We start from the raw sequence: 15,085 nt of genomic DNA, 5'->3' as shown, positions 1-15,085 counted from the left end.
GTAAGCTTCGTGTTTTTATTTACGAATGGCTTTAATCATTTTGAGTATGTTTATTTAACCATTCTTGTCTTAAGTCATCTGATATTTGTCCGCTGCCATCATGCTTCCAGCCAGGTGGTTTGATAAGATAGAGGAATCTGTTTTTTAACGATTTCCGTCCAGAAAATGCATCTTTAAATAGATGTAACCATTCAATGAACGCAATTTTTATAGGGTTATAAGTATGAATGTTTTTGACCAAGCCATAGATTACTTTTTCATCTTTAAGCTCAGGTTGAAAGGTACCAAACAGTTTGTCCCAAATAATTAGAATTCCCGCATGATTTCTATCTAAATACAAAGGATTTCGACCATGATGTACACGATGATGTGATGGCGTATTAAAAACAGCTTCTATCCATTTTGGGAGTTTGTCTATAGTTTCGGTATGAATCCAAAATTGATACAACAAGCTAATCGACATCTGTAGCATAATCATGCCTGGATGAAAACCTAAAAGTGGCAACCACAACCAAAACACGAAGGAATAAAAGCCACCAGACCAGGTTTGACGCAAAGCTGTACTTAAGTTATATTGTTGGGATGAATGGTGAACTACGTGTGATGCCCAAAACAAGCGACATTCGTGTGAAATGCGATGAAACCAATAATAGGCAAAATCATCAGCAAAGAAAATCAATATAAAACTCCACCATACAATTGGAATTGTAAACAGTCTGAAATTTTCATAAATGTAGAAGAAAGCCAATAACACCAATGCTTTACTGAAAAAACCTAAAAACACATTACCCAATCCCATAGCAATGGAAGAGAAAGCGTCTTTGGATTCGTAGGTTTTTATGCCTTGTTTTATGGTCACATATAATTCCAAAAGCATCGCTATGATAAAAAAGGGAATAGCAATTAGAATGATATTTGGGAAATCTGGGTCTTGCATTAGGACAACTTTATACCTGACAAATTACGAAAAATAATACCTATTTTTGCGATTGCATGAAAGCAACTTATAAACACTACACACTCAATTTCAAAACACCAAGTGGTACCTCTCGAGGTATCTTAAAAACCAAAGACACTTGGTTTGTCATTCTTACTGAAAAAGGCAAAACCGGTATTGGCGAATGTGGTATGTTTAGAGGTTTGAGTGTCGATGATAGACCGGATTTTGAAACGAAACTGAAATGGGCTTGTGACAATATTCATTTTGGCGCAGATAAGTTGATTAGTGAGCTTATCGAATTTCCGAGTATACAATTCGGATTAGAAATGGCATTCAAATCTTTGGCTAGTGAAGATGGTTTCAAATTATTCCCTTCAGGTTTCACACAGAATGAATCTCCAATTCATATCAACGGACTCATTTGGATGGGAAGTGAAGATTTCATAAAGCAGCAAATCAAAGACAAGTTAAATGCAGGTTTTAGTTGTATTAAAATGAAAATTGGAGCTATCGATTTTGAAACTGAATTAAATGTACTGAAAACGATTCGACAAGAATTTTCAGCAAAAGATATCGAACTTCGAGTTGATGCTAATGGTGCTTTTCTGCCTTCCGAAGCATTAGAAAAGTTAAAACGACTATCAGATTTTGATCTGCATTCCATAGAACAACCTATCAAACAAGGTCAGTGGAATGACATGGCAAGATTATGTGAAAGTACGCCTTTACCAATTGCATTAGATGAAGAATTGATTGGCATCTTTTCCGAAGAAAAAAAGAAAGAACTTCTGAAAATTATTAATCCGCAGTACATCATTTTAAAACCAACACTAGTTGGCGGTTTTCAAGGTAGCGAGCAATGGATTAACCTTGCAAAAGCGCAGCAAATAGGTTGGTGGATTACCAGTGCACTGGAAAGCAATATTGGTCTCAATGCCATAGCACAGTGGACATATACGCTTCACAGTAATTTGCTACAAGGTTTAGGTACAGGAAGCTTATTTACTGATAATTTTGATTCGCCTTTAGTTGTAAAAAATGGTACATTGCGATATGAAACTAATCGTGAATGGGAACTCTCTAATCTCGATTTAAATTTTTAAAATTTGACTATGTTTATAGCACAAGCCTTTAAAGTACAACATGATTTTTGGAGATATCTCGTTGGATCTCTCATTATTTTCGCAGCATCATTTATTGGTCAGATTCCTCTTATGGGAGCAATATTTGGTAAAACATTAGGAAATGGAGATAGCCTAGATAGTATTAACGAAAAGTCAATGTATACCATATTAGATTCTAATTTGTTTTTACTATTGGCCTTGTTGTCATTTGCATTTGCATTTGTTGGATTATGGATTGCCGCAAAAGTGCTCCACAAACAAAAAATGGTATCTATTGCCACGTCTAGACCAAAATTGGACTGGAAACGTATTTGGTTTGCCTTTATTTTTTGGGGAGTTATTTCTTCTGGATTAGTATTAATTGACTATTTTTATTTAGCACCAGAAAACTATGTGTTCAATTTTGAGCCACAACGTTTTATTATTTTAGTCATTATTGCTGTGGCATTAATTCCTATACAAACGAGCTTAGAAGAATATATATTTAGGGGCTATTTAATGCAAGGTTTTGGTGCTTTAGCAAAGAATAGATGGTTTCCGTTGATAATGACGTCGTTAATCTTTGGATTGCTTCATATTGCCAACCCTGAAATTGGTAAACTAGGATATTCATTATTAATTTATTACATAGGAACAGGATTGTTTTTAGGGATTATAACTTTAATGGATGAAGGTATAGAACTCGCATTGGGTTATCATGCTGCAAATAATTTGTTTACAGCCTTATTAGTCACTACAGATTGGACAGTGTTTCAAACGCACTCGATATTAAAGGATGTCTCTGAGCCTAAGCTTGAGTTTGTTGATATGATATTGCCTATATTTATTATTTTCCCGATTATACTTTTTGTTTTTTCTAGAGTTTACAAATGGAAAAACTGGAAAGAAAAACTTATTGGAGAAATCCACGAACCTATAACTGAAGACTACAAAATTATTGGCGAATAGTTCATCTGAAAAACCTTAAATATGACTCCTACATTTGACAAAATACACTTACGGTTTAAACTCAACGGAACCAATTTTAATCATGACGAACTTAAGGAAGTTGCTTATAGCTTAGTTAAAGAAGGCGAGCCTTATGAGCAAGTTATTGGTAACTTTTTACTAGATTGGTTAGATGAGAATGATTATGTATTAACCAAAACATCTGGTTCTACAGGACTCCCAAAAAGCATTAAGATAAAAAAACAACAGATGGTGAATTCTTCGGTAATGACTGGAGATTTCTTTGGTTTGGAGCTAGGAGACAAAGCATTACATTGCTTACCTAGTCAATATATAGCTGGAAAAATGATGTTGGTTAGAGCCATGATTTTAGGTTTAGAGTTAGATATGGCACCACCTACTGCAATACCTTCATATGATCATCATAAATCCTATGATTTTTGTGCAATGATTCCTTTGCAATTGCAAAATTCTTTAGATCGTTTGGAGCACATTAATACTATTATTGTAGGAGGAGCTAGAGTGTCAAATTCGTTAAATTTGTCAATACAAGCTATCAGCACAACTGTTTTTGAAACCTACGGAATGACAGAAACCGTTAGTCATATAGCTGTAAGGAAACTTAATAAAACTTCGGAGGCAGAGGCGCATTTTAAAATACTTCGTGATATTTCCATATCAAAAGATGATAGAGATTGCCTAGTGATTAATGCTTCAGAACTTTCCGAAGATACCATCATTACAAACGATGTGGTTGATATGAAATCTGATACAGAATTTGATATCATTGGTCGATTTGATAATATGATTAATTCTGGTGGTGTAAAACTGTTTCCAGAACTCATTGAGGCAAAACTTCAGGACAAGATAGTATCGCGATTTTTTATTACTTCGGAAACGGATAAAGATTTAGGGCAAAAAGTCATTCTAGTTTTAGAAAGCGACACTAAAGATATAGATACAGTACTGTTTAATAGTTTAGAAAAATTTGAAATCCCGAAAGCGATTTACAATATGACAAAATTTATTGAAACACCTAACGGGAAAATCCAAAGACATAAATGTTTAGAAACTATTTTAGGATAGTTTACTCATTCTTTATTTTATAGTTTGGTTATAGTGGGGAATTTATGACTTGATTACTCTTATCAAAATTTGTAAAACATTTAAATTGAGAAGCAATTAGTTTGAATACAGCATATTTATTTTTGCATCTTTAAATAATAATCAACGGAATGTTTTCCAGACCCAAAAAACAAGAAAAATATAGTGAGTAGTAAAGTAACAGACGCTAATATTAAGTTTGAAGTTACCATTTCACCAGTAATATTAATTAAAACAGCTCCAATTAATAATGGTATTTGGACGATAACTGCCCAACGTGTTAACAAGCCAAATACAAGTAACAATCCACCAATTAAATGTGCCGGAATTACGAGATGTATGAGTAGCATTCCTCCAAATATTTTTTCTAATGGGGTAAATAATTCACTCAACAGATTAAAATCATTTATGAATTGCACACCTTTAATAAATAAGACCACACCAAGAGCAATACGTATGATATCTATAATATAATAGCTGCGTGCGTTTGCCCATTTATTTAGGCTTTTTATTGTGGCCATGGATTAAAATGTTGATTATCAATAATTAATATACAAAAAAATATTGAGATTGACTAAGTTCAGACGGTTCAAGCCTTAAAAGGTTTTTCAATTAGAGCGTGATTTATAGCTTTAATTCTCACAGAAATCCAAGTTTTGGTTTTAGAAAAAACAAGAATGAATTAGATAGTTCTGTTTTTAATAGTTTAGAGAAATTTGAAGTCATTAAAAATGAATTATAACATGTCTAAATTTATGGATCACCTAATAGAAAACTCCAAAGACAAAACCTTAGAAGCTGTTTTTGTTAAGTTCGCTCATTGAAAAGTATAGTTAACTCAATGTGTATTTTTTTGATAAGATATTGGTTGTAAGTTTATTATGAACTAAAATCCAAACAAATGAAAAATCTAATCACACTAGTCATCATGTTGCTAATGAATTATTTAGCAATTGCTCAGGAAATGAATGTTGAAACAAAATCGGTATCGATTGATAATCTAATCACATTTATCGTAGATGCTATTGAAAATAAGGACGAGGAATCAGACGATGCTCCGGAACATTATATCTTTTTAATTCAAACACCTGTGAGTGATTTAATTGCAGAAGATAAAGTCATTCTAAAGCAGGCCTTTAAGTTAATATCTAAACGTTTAGCATTAACAGACCATATCTCTATTGTTACGTATTCTGGTTTTAGCGGAATTGCATTAAAGAAAACCTCCGCGAAAGATTTGAAGGAGATTATGTATGCCTTAGAACATTTAAAATCTAATGTCAAAGAATTGCATAAAGACGGAATAGAATTGGCTTACACTTATGCCAATGAACAAGCAGACGAAGATACATTGAGTACTGTTGTCATGATTAGGAATCCTAAAACAATGCTCACCAGGTCGACTGCTACTTTGGCAGCACAAACGGTTGTGCCTGTGGAAGTTTCTAAAAATAATAATGCAGTCTTACTCACTGCTATAACCTTATTGCCTCAAATAATTTCGGTTATTAAGGATTAGATGGTTTTTGAATGTTATGAGAATTTGAAATCTTGAAGAACCTATAGGAAGCATATAAACCTACAAAACTAAATACTGCTAAAACTAAGAATGCATTTTGAAGTCCGGCAATTTTATCGGGATTGTCAACTAAAACCCCAAACATAGGTCCAGAAAAGATATCTGGTGTATAACCTATTATAGAGACCAATCCAACAGCCGATCCAGTGAGTGCAATTGGTATTTTAGCTTCTTCAAGTGTTGCAAAATATAGTACTCGACATGAATATACACCAATAGCCATAAGTAATATGTTTATTACAAATAGCAAAGTAGTACTATCATCAATAGCTCCTAATGCAAAGATAATACTGGATAATGTTGTGAGAAGGAATCCAATAACAAGCCATAATGATGGGCGAGTTCTATCTGCCATAAACCCAATAATGACACCTATTATTGGTCTAATGTATAATAAAGATGTACCAACTCCAGCAGATTTAATAGCATCATATTTCATAACATCAGTTGCGTATAATGTAAATAGATCACTTGCTTTATAACCTGTATAGGCACATAATATAATAAGCATAAGTAATCGAATCATTGGGATTTTCCATAGAATCTTAAAATTCGTAAAGTCAAAAACACCTTGACTTTCTTCATCAGTATTATTGACATCAAGTGGTTTTAAGAATAAGAATACTAGTAACCCTATTGCCGCTACTATTATAGAACAAGCAATGATAACCTGCTTGAATGCATATCTTCTATCTGTTAAATTTGTTTCAGAGATATCTACATCAATAAAAAACGAAAATATTAATACACCAACCGAACCAAAAGCCGCAGCAACTAATCCTCGTCCACCATCTAAAAAACCAAAAGCAATCCCTTGTTTATTGATTCCTCCCCAAATCCTGGTCGCTTTTATCATCGCAGCCCAAAAAAGAAAAATAGTAGTAAAACCCCAATAACCATATAGTATTCGTAAGTTTTCTAAAGTTGGATAAGTGGCTAAATATAGTCCTCCAATAGCAGTTAATAACAAGGCTGCTGCCATTAAGTTCTTAGGATGAAATTTATCCGCTAGTGGTCCACCAAACAAATATGAAAACAATGCTACAATTCCATATACAGAAAAGCAATACCCAATTTCTTCATTATTAATCGCAAACGCTTCTAAAAATGTAGGTCTAAATATACGTTGTAATACAAAGGGTAAAATAAAAACAGCTTCAGCTGCTAATATTAAGAGTATGATAACGTAACTCGGTTGTTTATGTGTTTTAATCTCTAGCATCTATACCTGTAAAACTCCCATATTAAATGGTTTTTCGATAGGAGCGTGGTTTGCCGCTTCAATACCCATACTAATCCATGTTCTGGTATCTAATGGGTCGATTATAGCATCTGTCCATATGCGAGCGGCTGCATAATATGGTGATACTTGATCGTCGTATCGGTTCTTGATGTTATCAAATAACTCTTTTTCTTTTTCTTCAGTGATTTTCTCCCCTTTTTTTAGAAGTGAAGCTTTTTCAATCTGAAGCAACACTTTGGCTGCCGAGTTTCCACTCATTACTGCCAATTCAGCACTTGGCCATGCCACAATCAATCTTGGGTCATAAGCTTTTCCGCACATCGCATAGTTTCCTGCACCATAACTATTTCCGATGATAATCGTAAACTTAGGAACTACAGAATTACTCACCGCATTTACCATTTTTGCACCATCTTTAATAATGCCACCATGTTCAGATTTACTGCCAACCATAAACCCAGTCACATCTTGTAAAAAGACTAACGGAATTTTTTTCTGGTTACAATTCGCAATAAAACGCGTTGCTTTATCGGCACTATCATTATAAATCACACCACCAAACTGCATTTCACCTTTTTGGGTTTTTACCAGTTTACGTTGATTGGCAACAATTCCAACTGCCCAGCCATCTATTCTTGCATAAGCAGTGATTATGGTTTTACCATAACCTTCTTTATATTCATCAAATTCACTATGATCAACTAAGCGCTTGATAATCTCTTTCATGTCATATTGGTCAGCTCTCGACTTAGGAAGAATGCCAAACATATCGTCAGGATTCTCATTAGGTTTTTTTGCTGCGACACGATTAAAACCAGCTTTATCATAATCGCCAATTTTATCTATTAAACGTTGAATTGTTTCTAATGCATCTTTATCATCCTTAGCTTTATAATCGGTCACGCCCGAAATCTCACAATGTGTTGTTGCGCCTCCAAGCGTTTCATTATCTATAGTTTCACCAATGGCAGCTTTTACTAAGTAGCTTCCGGCAAGAAAAATACTTCCGGTTTTATCAACAATCAATGCTTCATCACTCATGATAGGTAAGTAAGCTCCACCTGCTACACAACTCCCCATAACAGCTGCAATTTGTGTAATTCCCATACTACTCATCACTGCATTATTTCTAAATATGCGTCCGAAATGTTCCTTATCCGGAAATATTTCATCTTGCAAAGGCAAATAGACGCCCGCAGAATCTACTAAATAGATGATTGGTAATCGATTTTCAATAGCAATTTCTTGAGCGCGTAAGTTCTTTTTTCCTGTGATTGGAAACCATGCTCCAGCCTTTACTGTAGCATCGTTGGCAACAACGATACATTGTTTCCCTTTTACGTAACCTATTTTAACAATAACACCACCAGACGGACAACCGCCATGCTCCTCGTACATGCCTTCACCAGCAAAAGCACCGATCTCAATCGATGGCTTTTTAGAATCTAACAGATAATTAACACGCTCTCTAGCAGTCATTTTACCTTTAGCATGATGTTTTTCGGTACGTTTTTGACCACCTCCAAGTTTTACTTTGGCTAAACGTTTTTTTAAATCGGAAAGGAGTAATTTATTATGATCTTCGTTTTTATTGAAGTTTAAATCCATAGTGTATTTATTTCCCACGAAATTACGAAACCCATGACGGATTAAAAAGTGAATAATTTGTTAAAAAATATTACATGGTAATATTTTCCTTGGAAACTAAAATTATTTAGTCTATATTTGTACTATAAAATAAAATAAATAAAAAATGAAAAACATTATCACATTTGCAGGTAGTAATAGTAAAAGTTCAATAAATAAGCAATTAGCAGTTTATGCTTCATCTTTAGTTAAAGACACAGAAGTTACTGTTTTGGATTTGAATGATTTTGAGTTGCCTATCTACGGAATGGATTATGAGATTGAGCATGGGATTCCAGATAATGCACATAAATTTTTAGAGCTTATTAAAACTTCAGACGGAATTGTATTAGCATTAGCCGAACATAATGGAGCCTATGCGGCAGTTTTTAAAAATATTTTTGATTGGATGTCTCGTATTGAAGGAAAGTTATGGAGTGATAAACCAATGCTATTAATGGCAACATCTCCAGGAGGTAGAGGAGGAGCTACAGTTTTAGAAATTGCTAAAGGAAGTTTTCCTCATATGGGAGGAAATATTGCTGCAGATTTTTCATTACCTTCATTTAGTCAGAATTTTTCTGATGGAAAAATTATGAATGAAGAACTAAAAGAACAACTTAATCAGAAAGTTGCCATTTTTCAAAACAACTTATAGAAGCCATGTCTTACCTGAAAACCAAAGAAAATGATGCTGATGTTATCGCTTTTATTAATGCTATAGAGGATCCAGTAAAAAAAGAAGATTGTTTGACTCTAATAGAAATGCTTGAACGAATATCTGGATTTAAAGCTAAAATGTGGGGATCGAAAATGGTCGGTTTTGGTAGTTATGTTTATAAAACTAAAGCAGGTAAAGAGGGCGAATGGTTTTTAATTGGGTTTTCACCAGCAAAAGCAAATATTTCTTTGCATCTTATGTTTGGATTAGAGGATGAAAGAGATTTACTGTCTAAATTGGGAAAACATAAAGTAGGAAAAGGCTGCTTGTATATTAAGAAACTTGAAGATATTGACAAGAATTATTTAGATCAACTCATGCAGAATACATTTATTCATATGAAAAAAACAACTCTATAATGGGAGATCTTTCTAAAGATATAAACTCGAAGTTTCGAAATAATAAGATAAAAGCATTGCTAAATATTATTTACACATCAAACAGGATAAGTAGCCATCAGAATGCTTTTTTTAAGCCCTTTGGAATTTCACCACAGCAGTTTAATATTTTAAGAATTCTTCGAGGAGCAGGTGAAGCTATAAAAGTACAAACCATAAAAGAGCGTATGCTTGAACGTGCTCCCAATGCTACACGATTAATGGACAAGTTATGTGATAAACAGTTAATTGAACGTTTGGCCTGTCCAGAGGACAGGAGAGTCGTACATATTCAGATAACTAATAAAGGTCTTGATTTAATAGATGAAATATCTAAAGAGTTTAAAGAAGATTTATTAGAAAATTTGACAGAAAAAGAAGCAGGACAATTGAGTGATCTGCTGGATAAAATACGGTAACGTGTTTTTTTAACCTAATAGTTTCCATGGAAACTATTACAATGAAAGAATTTTAAAATGAAACTAAATACAATACAAAACGTAGAACGAAGTGATTTCGTCAATATGGGGCCAATTAGATTGCGTCAACCATTACCAACACAACAAATAGATATGGTCGATCCATTTATACTATTACATCACTATGGACCTTATGAGATTAATGCTGATAGTAATCCGTTCGATTTAGGTCCGCATCCTCACAGAGGATTTGAACCGATTACATTTTTGGTTCAAGGCGAGCAATTACATCGAGACTCCTTAGGTCATGAGAGTGTTGTTAAAGCGGGTGATGTACAATGGACAACCGCTGGACGAGGTATTATTCATGCTGAAGGTCCGACGAAAGATTTTATACAGAAAGGTGGAACCATTGAAGGGATTCAATTATGGTTGAATCTTCCAGCTGATAAAAAGATGATTCAAGCCAATTATCAGCATGCAAAACATGAGGAGTTTAATGTGATTATTTCCGAAGACAAAAAAGTTGAAACCAGAATTATTGCTGGAGAGTTTCAAAATACCTTCGGAAAAATTGGAACGCAAACACCTGTCAATGCTTTTATGATTGAAGCTAAAGCAGGAGGAAATCAAAGTTTCAATTTTGATACCTCACATCAAGGCATGCTTTATCTATTAAAAGGAAAAGTGAGTGTGAATGATTCTGAAGTTTTAGAATTAAATGAGAATCAACTCATTCAGTTTAATCAAGATGGAGAAGGATTCACTTTAGAAACCGAATCAGATAGTCTATTACTATTTTTATCAGGGGAGCCTTTTAATGAAAATGTAGCGACCTATGGTCCTTACGTAATGAATACACAATCAGAATTGATGGAAGCGATGCGAGATTACCAAAATGGTAAAATGGGATTTCTTCCAGCAAATTAAATAAAAAAAGAAAAGATTATGAAAACAATAGTTGATAAATCAGATACAAGAGGAGTCGCAAATCATGGGTGGCTAAAATCATATCATACGTTTAGCTTTGCAAGTTATCAAAATGCAGAACGCATGAATTTTGGAGCACTTCGTGTTTTAAATGACGATTTGGTAAAACCTAAAATGGGATTTGGAACACATCCACATCAAAATATGGAAATCATTTCTATACCATTAAAAGGAGCATTATCTCACAAAGATAATATGGGAAACAAACGTGCTATCGAAGTTGGAGAAGTGCAAGTGATGAGCGCAGGAACAGGTTTAACACATTCTGAATTTAATGATAGTAAAACCGATGCCGTGAACTTTCTTCAGCTTTGGATTACCCCAGAAGAAATGAGCGTTGAACCAAATTATGAGCAACGTGTATTTTCTTCCGAAGGCAAAAAGAACCAGCTGCAAACCGTGGTTGCGCCTAAAGATAAAATAGAAGGTGATGCTTTGCCAATTAGTCAGCAAGCCTATATCTATAGAACACATTTAGATGCAGATATGGCTATTGATATAAATATGAAATCTGAGGACAACGGATTATACATTTTTGTAGTTGATGGCGAAGTTGAAGTTGCTAACAATACTTTGGGAAAAAGAGATGCTATAGGAGTTTCTGAAACTGAACATATTGAGATTAAATCAAATAGTAATTCAGAATTGGTTATTGTTGAGGTTCCTATGAACTAACACTAAAATTGATCAATAGCAAAAAAAAGCATTCTGTAATGGAGTGCTTTTTGTAGTTTTAAAATGCGATATTTGTCATTCCCTTAATAAAAATTGAATTATGGCAATGAATAAAAATACTGTGTTAGCTTGGGCTACCACAATAATGATAGTAGTAGGATTAGGTTTAATAGCGCTAGGCGCATTTCGATATGATGATATAGCGGGTTGGGGTTTTGCCTCAGTTGGTATTGGCTTTTTTGCTATTGCTTGGGTGTTTAATGCTTTAAAAGGAAGAGTATAATGAGTGACGATAAAAAAGTAATCTTCTCTATGTCTGGTGTTACCAAGACATTTCAGTCGGCAAATACACCAGTTCTAAAAAATATTTATCTCAGCTTCTTTTACGGAGCTAAAATTGGAATTTTAGGTCTTAACGGTTCTGGAAAATCTACTTTACTAAAAATTATAGCTGGCTTAGATAAAAATTATCAAGGTGATGTTACATTTTTGCAAGACTACTCAGTTGGGTTTTTAGAGCAAGAACCAAAATTAGATGATGACAAAACGGTTATGGAAATCGTTCGTGAAGGTGCAGCAGAAACCGTTGCCATTCTTGATGAATACAATAATATAAACGATCAGTTTGGTTTAGAGGAGGTCTATAGCGATCCAGACAAAATGGAAAAGCTAATGAATCGCCAGGCAGAACTTCAAGATCAAATTGACGCTTCTAATGCTTGGGAACTAGATACGAAGTTAGAAATTGCAATGGATGCTTTACGTACTCCAGATGGTGATAAGAAAATTGGTGTTCTTTCAGGAGGAGAACGCCGTAGAGTGGCTTTATGTCGTTTGTTATTACAAGAACCTGATGTATTACTATTAGATGAGCCTACCAACCATTTGGATGCAGAATCTGTGCATTGGTTAGAGCATCATTTGGCACAATACAAAGGAACTGTTATCGCTGTAACACACGATAGATACTTTTTGGATAATGTTGCTGGTTGGATTTTAGAGCTTGATAGAGGAGAAGGTATACCATGGAAAGGTAACTATTCGTCATGGTTAGATCAAAAGTCTAAGCGAATGGCCAAAGAAAGCAAAACAGCGTCTAAGCGTCAAAAATCTTTAGAACGCGAGTTAGAATGGGTTCGTCAAGGTGCTAAAGGTCGTCAAACTAAACAAAAAGCACGTTTGAAGAACTATGATAAATTGATGAGTCAAGATCAGAAGCAGCTAGATGAAAAATTGGAGATTTACATCCCTAATGGTCCACGTTTAGGTACAAATGTGATTGAGGCTAAAGGCGTAAGTAAAGGTTACGAGGATAAGTTGCTGTATGAAGATTTAAACTTCAATTTACCACAAGCAGGAATCGTTGGTGTTATTGGTCCAAATGGAGCAGGTAAGACGACTATTTTCCGAATGATTATGGGAGAAGAAATGTCCGATAAAGGAGAGTTTGTTGTTGGTGAAACAGCGCAAATCGCTTACGTAGATCAAAAGCATTCCAATATAGACCCAGAAAAATCAATTTGGCAAAACTTTAGTGATGAACAAGAATTGGTCATGATGGGAGGAAAGCAAGTGAACTCAAGAGCCTACTTAAGCCGTTTTAATTTCTCTGGAAGTGAACAAAATAAAGCTGTAAAATTACTCTCTGGAGGTGAGCGAAACCGTTTACACTTGGCAATGACGCTTAAAGAAGAAGGTAATGTTTTGCTTTTAGATGAGCCTACTAATGATCTTGATGTTAATACATTAAGGGCTTTAGAAGAAGGACTTGAGAATTTCGCAGGATGTGCTGTGGTGATTTCTCACGACAGATGGTTCTTAGATCGTATATGTACACATATCTTAGCTTTTGAAGGTGATAGTCAAGTCTATTTCTTTGAAGGTAGTTTTTCTGATTATGAAGAAAACAAAAAGAAACGTTTAGGTGGAGATTTAATGCCTAAGCGAATTAAGTATAAAAAGTTAGTGAGATAATTCTAACAATCCATTATAAAATAAGAAAAGCCAGCAATTTGCTGGCTTTTCTTATTTATTTAATAGCTTTTTGAGCTTTTAGTTTTCTCTTTTTAGTGACTAAACTTTTACCAAGTTTAGTACTAACAAACCTAACATTGTAACTATTACAATAGAAAGTATTGTTGTCATTTTTGCAAGAATAGCTTCCGTAACTTTGAAATATTAATTATTGTTATCGTAAAGGTGACCATCAGTAAAATCTTGATAGCTCTTGTCAATTTCAGATTTATAGAAACTGCTATCTGTTAGTCGTTTGTTTTCCGCTTTCAACTTATACATTTTAATAATCGCAATGGCGATAAATACTAAAAATATAGAAGCAGTGATAATAAGCACTATGGTTAATTGCATGGTGCTTGCTAAGGGAATGTTTGGTGTATAAGTAGTTAGCATTATACTTTTGTTTATTTAGATTTGGTTTTCAAATATACAACATTATTTAAAAAACAAACCATTAATCTATAAAAAGTTACACTTTATCGATAAAATTGATATATGTTAATTATACCAATCGAGCTGAATCACTTCTATAGCCTCATCTCCTTGATTTATTAGTGTCTTAAAATTTTTCACATCACTCATACCATCTTTTCCTCTATAATGATATGGATACACCGTTTTAGGTTTAAACTCTAATACAGCTTCAGCAGCTTTATCAACTGTCATTGTATAGGGTAAATTCATACAAACAAAAGCCTTGTCTATAGCGTTAAGATTTCTCATTTCAGGGATATCTTCAGTATCACCAGAAATGTAGATACGCTCATCATTAATAGTAATCACATATCCATTTCCTCGACCTTTAGTGTGGAACTTCAAAGCTCCTTTACGCAGGTTGTACATCGGGATAGCCTTAAATGTATGTCCGTTTAAGGTTATTGAGTCTCCATTGTTTAGTCTAACACTCTTTCCTATTTTTAAATCTGACGGAAATTTATCTATCACAGCTTTTGGAGCAATTACGGTTGCAGAAGATAAATCCAATGCTTTTAAAGTTTCAAAATCCATATGATCCCCGTGAATATCTGTAATTAGTACAAATTCAGGAGTAGAAAACCCTTTATAAGCTTCAGTACCACCAGTTGGGTCGATATAAATATCATCGCTTCCATAGGATAAAACCAAAGTTGCATGCGAAATGGGATGAATACTTAATGTTTCTTCTTTGGAAGGACTTTCATCAACCAAATCTTTAGAGTTCGTCTCAATAGTATCTTTAGTTTGCTTTTTTTGGTCTGTTTTGCACGAGAAGGCCAGTAAACAGACTAAAATCAATGATAAATAAGAATATTTCATAATACATAAGTTTTGAGAACCTAAAGA

Annotated in this window: 17 protein-coding genes; 11 read left to right on the top strand and 6 right to left on the bottom strand. The window is 34.1% G+C overall.

Going from position 1 to position 15,085, the window contains the following annotated elements:
* Window positions 1-31: 31 nt before the first annotated feature.
* Complete coding sequence (locus tag V7719_RS06930; protein ID WP_335729157.1) at window positions 32-937, bottom strand: sterol desaturase family protein; 906 nt, start codon at window positions 935-937, stop codon at window positions 32-34.
* Window positions 938-993: 56 nt separating this feature from the next.
* Here V7719_RS06930 and V7719_RS06925 point away from each other — a divergent pair, with 56 nt between their 5' ends.
* From V7719_RS06925 to V7719_RS06915, 3 genes are read left to right on the top strand one after another with little or no spacing between them, the layout of a single operon-like run.
* Window positions 994-2,043: an o-succinylbenzoate synthase gene (locus V7719_RS06925; RefSeq protein ID WP_335729156.1), complete on the top strand. Its 1,050-nt coding sequence runs from the start codon at window positions 994-996 to the stop codon at window positions 2,041-2,043.
* Window positions 2,044-2,052: 9 nt separating this feature from the next.
* On the top strand, window positions 2,053-3,012 hold the full coding sequence (locus V7719_RS06920; protein ID WP_335729155.1) for a CPBP family intramembrane glutamic endopeptidase: 960 nt from the start codon (window positions 2,053-2,055) through the stop codon (window positions 3,010-3,012).
* 21 nt (window positions 3,013-3,033) lie between these two features.
* Window positions 3,034-4,098, top strand: a complete 1,065-nt coding sequence (locus V7719_RS06915; RefSeq protein ID WP_335729154.1) for an AMP-binding protein — start codon at window positions 3,034-3,036, stop codon at window positions 4,096-4,098.
* Window positions 4,099-4,214: 116 nt separating this feature from the next.
* On the opposite strand, the gene V7719_RS06910 is transcribed toward V7719_RS06915, so the two are convergent.
* Window positions 4,215-4,637: a DoxX family membrane protein gene (locus tag V7719_RS06910; RefSeq protein ID WP_335729153.1), complete on the bottom strand. Its 423-nt coding sequence runs from the start codon at window positions 4,635-4,637 to the stop codon at window positions 4,215-4,217.
* Window positions 4,638-5,017: 380 nt separating this feature from the next.
* Between V7719_RS06910 and V7719_RS06905 the strand changes: the two genes are divergently transcribed.
* Window positions 5,018-5,635 carry a hypothetical protein gene (locus V7719_RS06905; protein ID WP_335729152.1) on the top strand — a complete coding sequence of 206 codons (618 nt, stop codon included), beginning with the start codon at window positions 5,018-5,020 and terminating at the stop codon, window positions 5,633-5,635.
* On the opposite strand, the gene V7719_RS06900 is transcribed toward V7719_RS06905, so the two are convergent.
* A complete protein-coding gene (locus V7719_RS06900) occupies window positions 5,625-6,917 on the bottom strand; it encodes an MFS transporter (RefSeq protein WP_335729151.1) in 1,293 nt (430 codons plus the stop codon). The two genes, V7719_RS06905 and V7719_RS06900, sit on opposite strands and share 11 nt — an antisense overlap.
* On the bottom strand, window positions 6,918-8,546 hold the full coding sequence (locus V7719_RS06895; protein ID WP_335729150.1) for an acyl-CoA carboxylase subunit beta: 1,629 nt from the start codon (window positions 8,544-8,546) through the stop codon (window positions 6,918-6,920).
* A 145-nt stretch (window positions 8,547-8,691) separates the two neighbouring features.
* Between V7719_RS06895 and V7719_RS06890 the strand changes: the two genes are divergently transcribed.
* From V7719_RS06890 to ettA, 7 genes are all read left to right on the top strand, one after another.
* Window positions 8,692-9,222 (top strand): NADPH-dependent FMN reductase, encoded by a 531-nt coding sequence (locus tag V7719_RS06890; RefSeq protein ID WP_335729149.1) that lies wholly within the window; start codon window positions 8,692-8,694, stop codon window positions 9,220-9,222.
* A gap of 5 nt (window positions 9,223-9,227) precedes the next feature.
* The gene (locus V7719_RS06885; RefSeq protein WP_335729148.1) at window positions 9,228-9,644 is read left to right on the top strand and encodes a DUF1801 domain-containing protein; all 417 of its coding nucleotides are present in this window, start codon (window positions 9,228-9,230) and stop codon (window positions 9,642-9,644) included.
* Window positions 9,644-10,081: a MarR family winged helix-turn-helix transcriptional regulator gene (locus tag V7719_RS06880; protein ID WP_335729147.1), complete on the top strand. Its 438-nt coding sequence runs from the start codon at window positions 9,644-9,646 to the stop codon at window positions 10,079-10,081. The genes V7719_RS06885 and V7719_RS06880 overlap by 1 nt, the downstream gene beginning before the upstream one ends.
* Before the next feature lie 57 nt (window positions 10,082-10,138).
* Window positions 10,139-11,011, top strand: coding sequence for a pirin family protein (locus V7719_RS06875; RefSeq protein WP_335729146.1), 873 nt, complete (start codon window positions 10,139-10,141; stop codon window positions 11,009-11,011).
* Window positions 11,012-11,029: 18 nt separating this feature from the next.
* Window positions 11,030-11,746 carry a pirin family protein gene (locus V7719_RS06870; RefSeq protein WP_335729145.1) on the top strand — a complete coding sequence of 239 codons (717 nt, stop codon included), beginning with the start codon at window positions 11,030-11,032 and terminating at the stop codon, window positions 11,744-11,746.
* 100 nt (window positions 11,747-11,846) lie between these two features.
* Complete coding sequence (locus V7719_RS06865) at window positions 11,847-12,029, top strand: CAL67264 family membrane protein (protein WP_335729144.1); 183 nt, start codon at window positions 11,847-11,849, stop codon at window positions 12,027-12,029.
* Window positions 12,029-13,720 (top strand): energy-dependent translational throttle protein EttA, encoded by a 1,692-nt coding sequence (ettA, locus tag V7719_RS06860; RefSeq protein ID WP_335729143.1) that lies wholly within the window; start codon window positions 12,029-12,031, stop codon window positions 13,718-13,720. Before V7719_RS06865 ends, ettA begins: the two co-directional genes overlap by 1 nt.
* 204 nt (window positions 13,721-13,924) lie before the next feature.
* On the opposite strand, the gene V7719_RS06855 is transcribed toward ettA, so the two are convergent.
* Both V7719_RS06855 and V7719_RS06850 read right to left on the bottom strand, forming a co-directional pair.
* Window positions 13,925-14,155, bottom strand: a complete 231-nt coding sequence (locus V7719_RS06855; protein ID WP_335729142.1) for a hypothetical protein — start codon at window positions 14,153-14,155, stop codon at window positions 13,925-13,927.
* Between the two features lie 105 nt (window positions 14,156-14,260).
* Window positions 14,261-15,058 (bottom strand): MBL fold metallo-hydrolase, encoded by a 798-nt coding sequence (locus V7719_RS06850; RefSeq protein WP_335729141.1) that lies wholly within the window; start codon window positions 15,056-15,058, stop codon window positions 14,261-14,263.
* Window positions 15,059-15,085: the final 27 nt, after the last annotated feature.

This window comes from Psychroserpens sp., from assembly GCF_036960315.1.
Taxonomy (GTDB): Bacteria; Bacteroidota; Bacteroidia; order Flavobacteriales; family Flavobacteriaceae; genus Psychroserpens.
The sequence above is the reverse complement of the archived record's forward strand: the minus strand, read 5'-3'. Positions and strand labels throughout refer to the sequence as shown.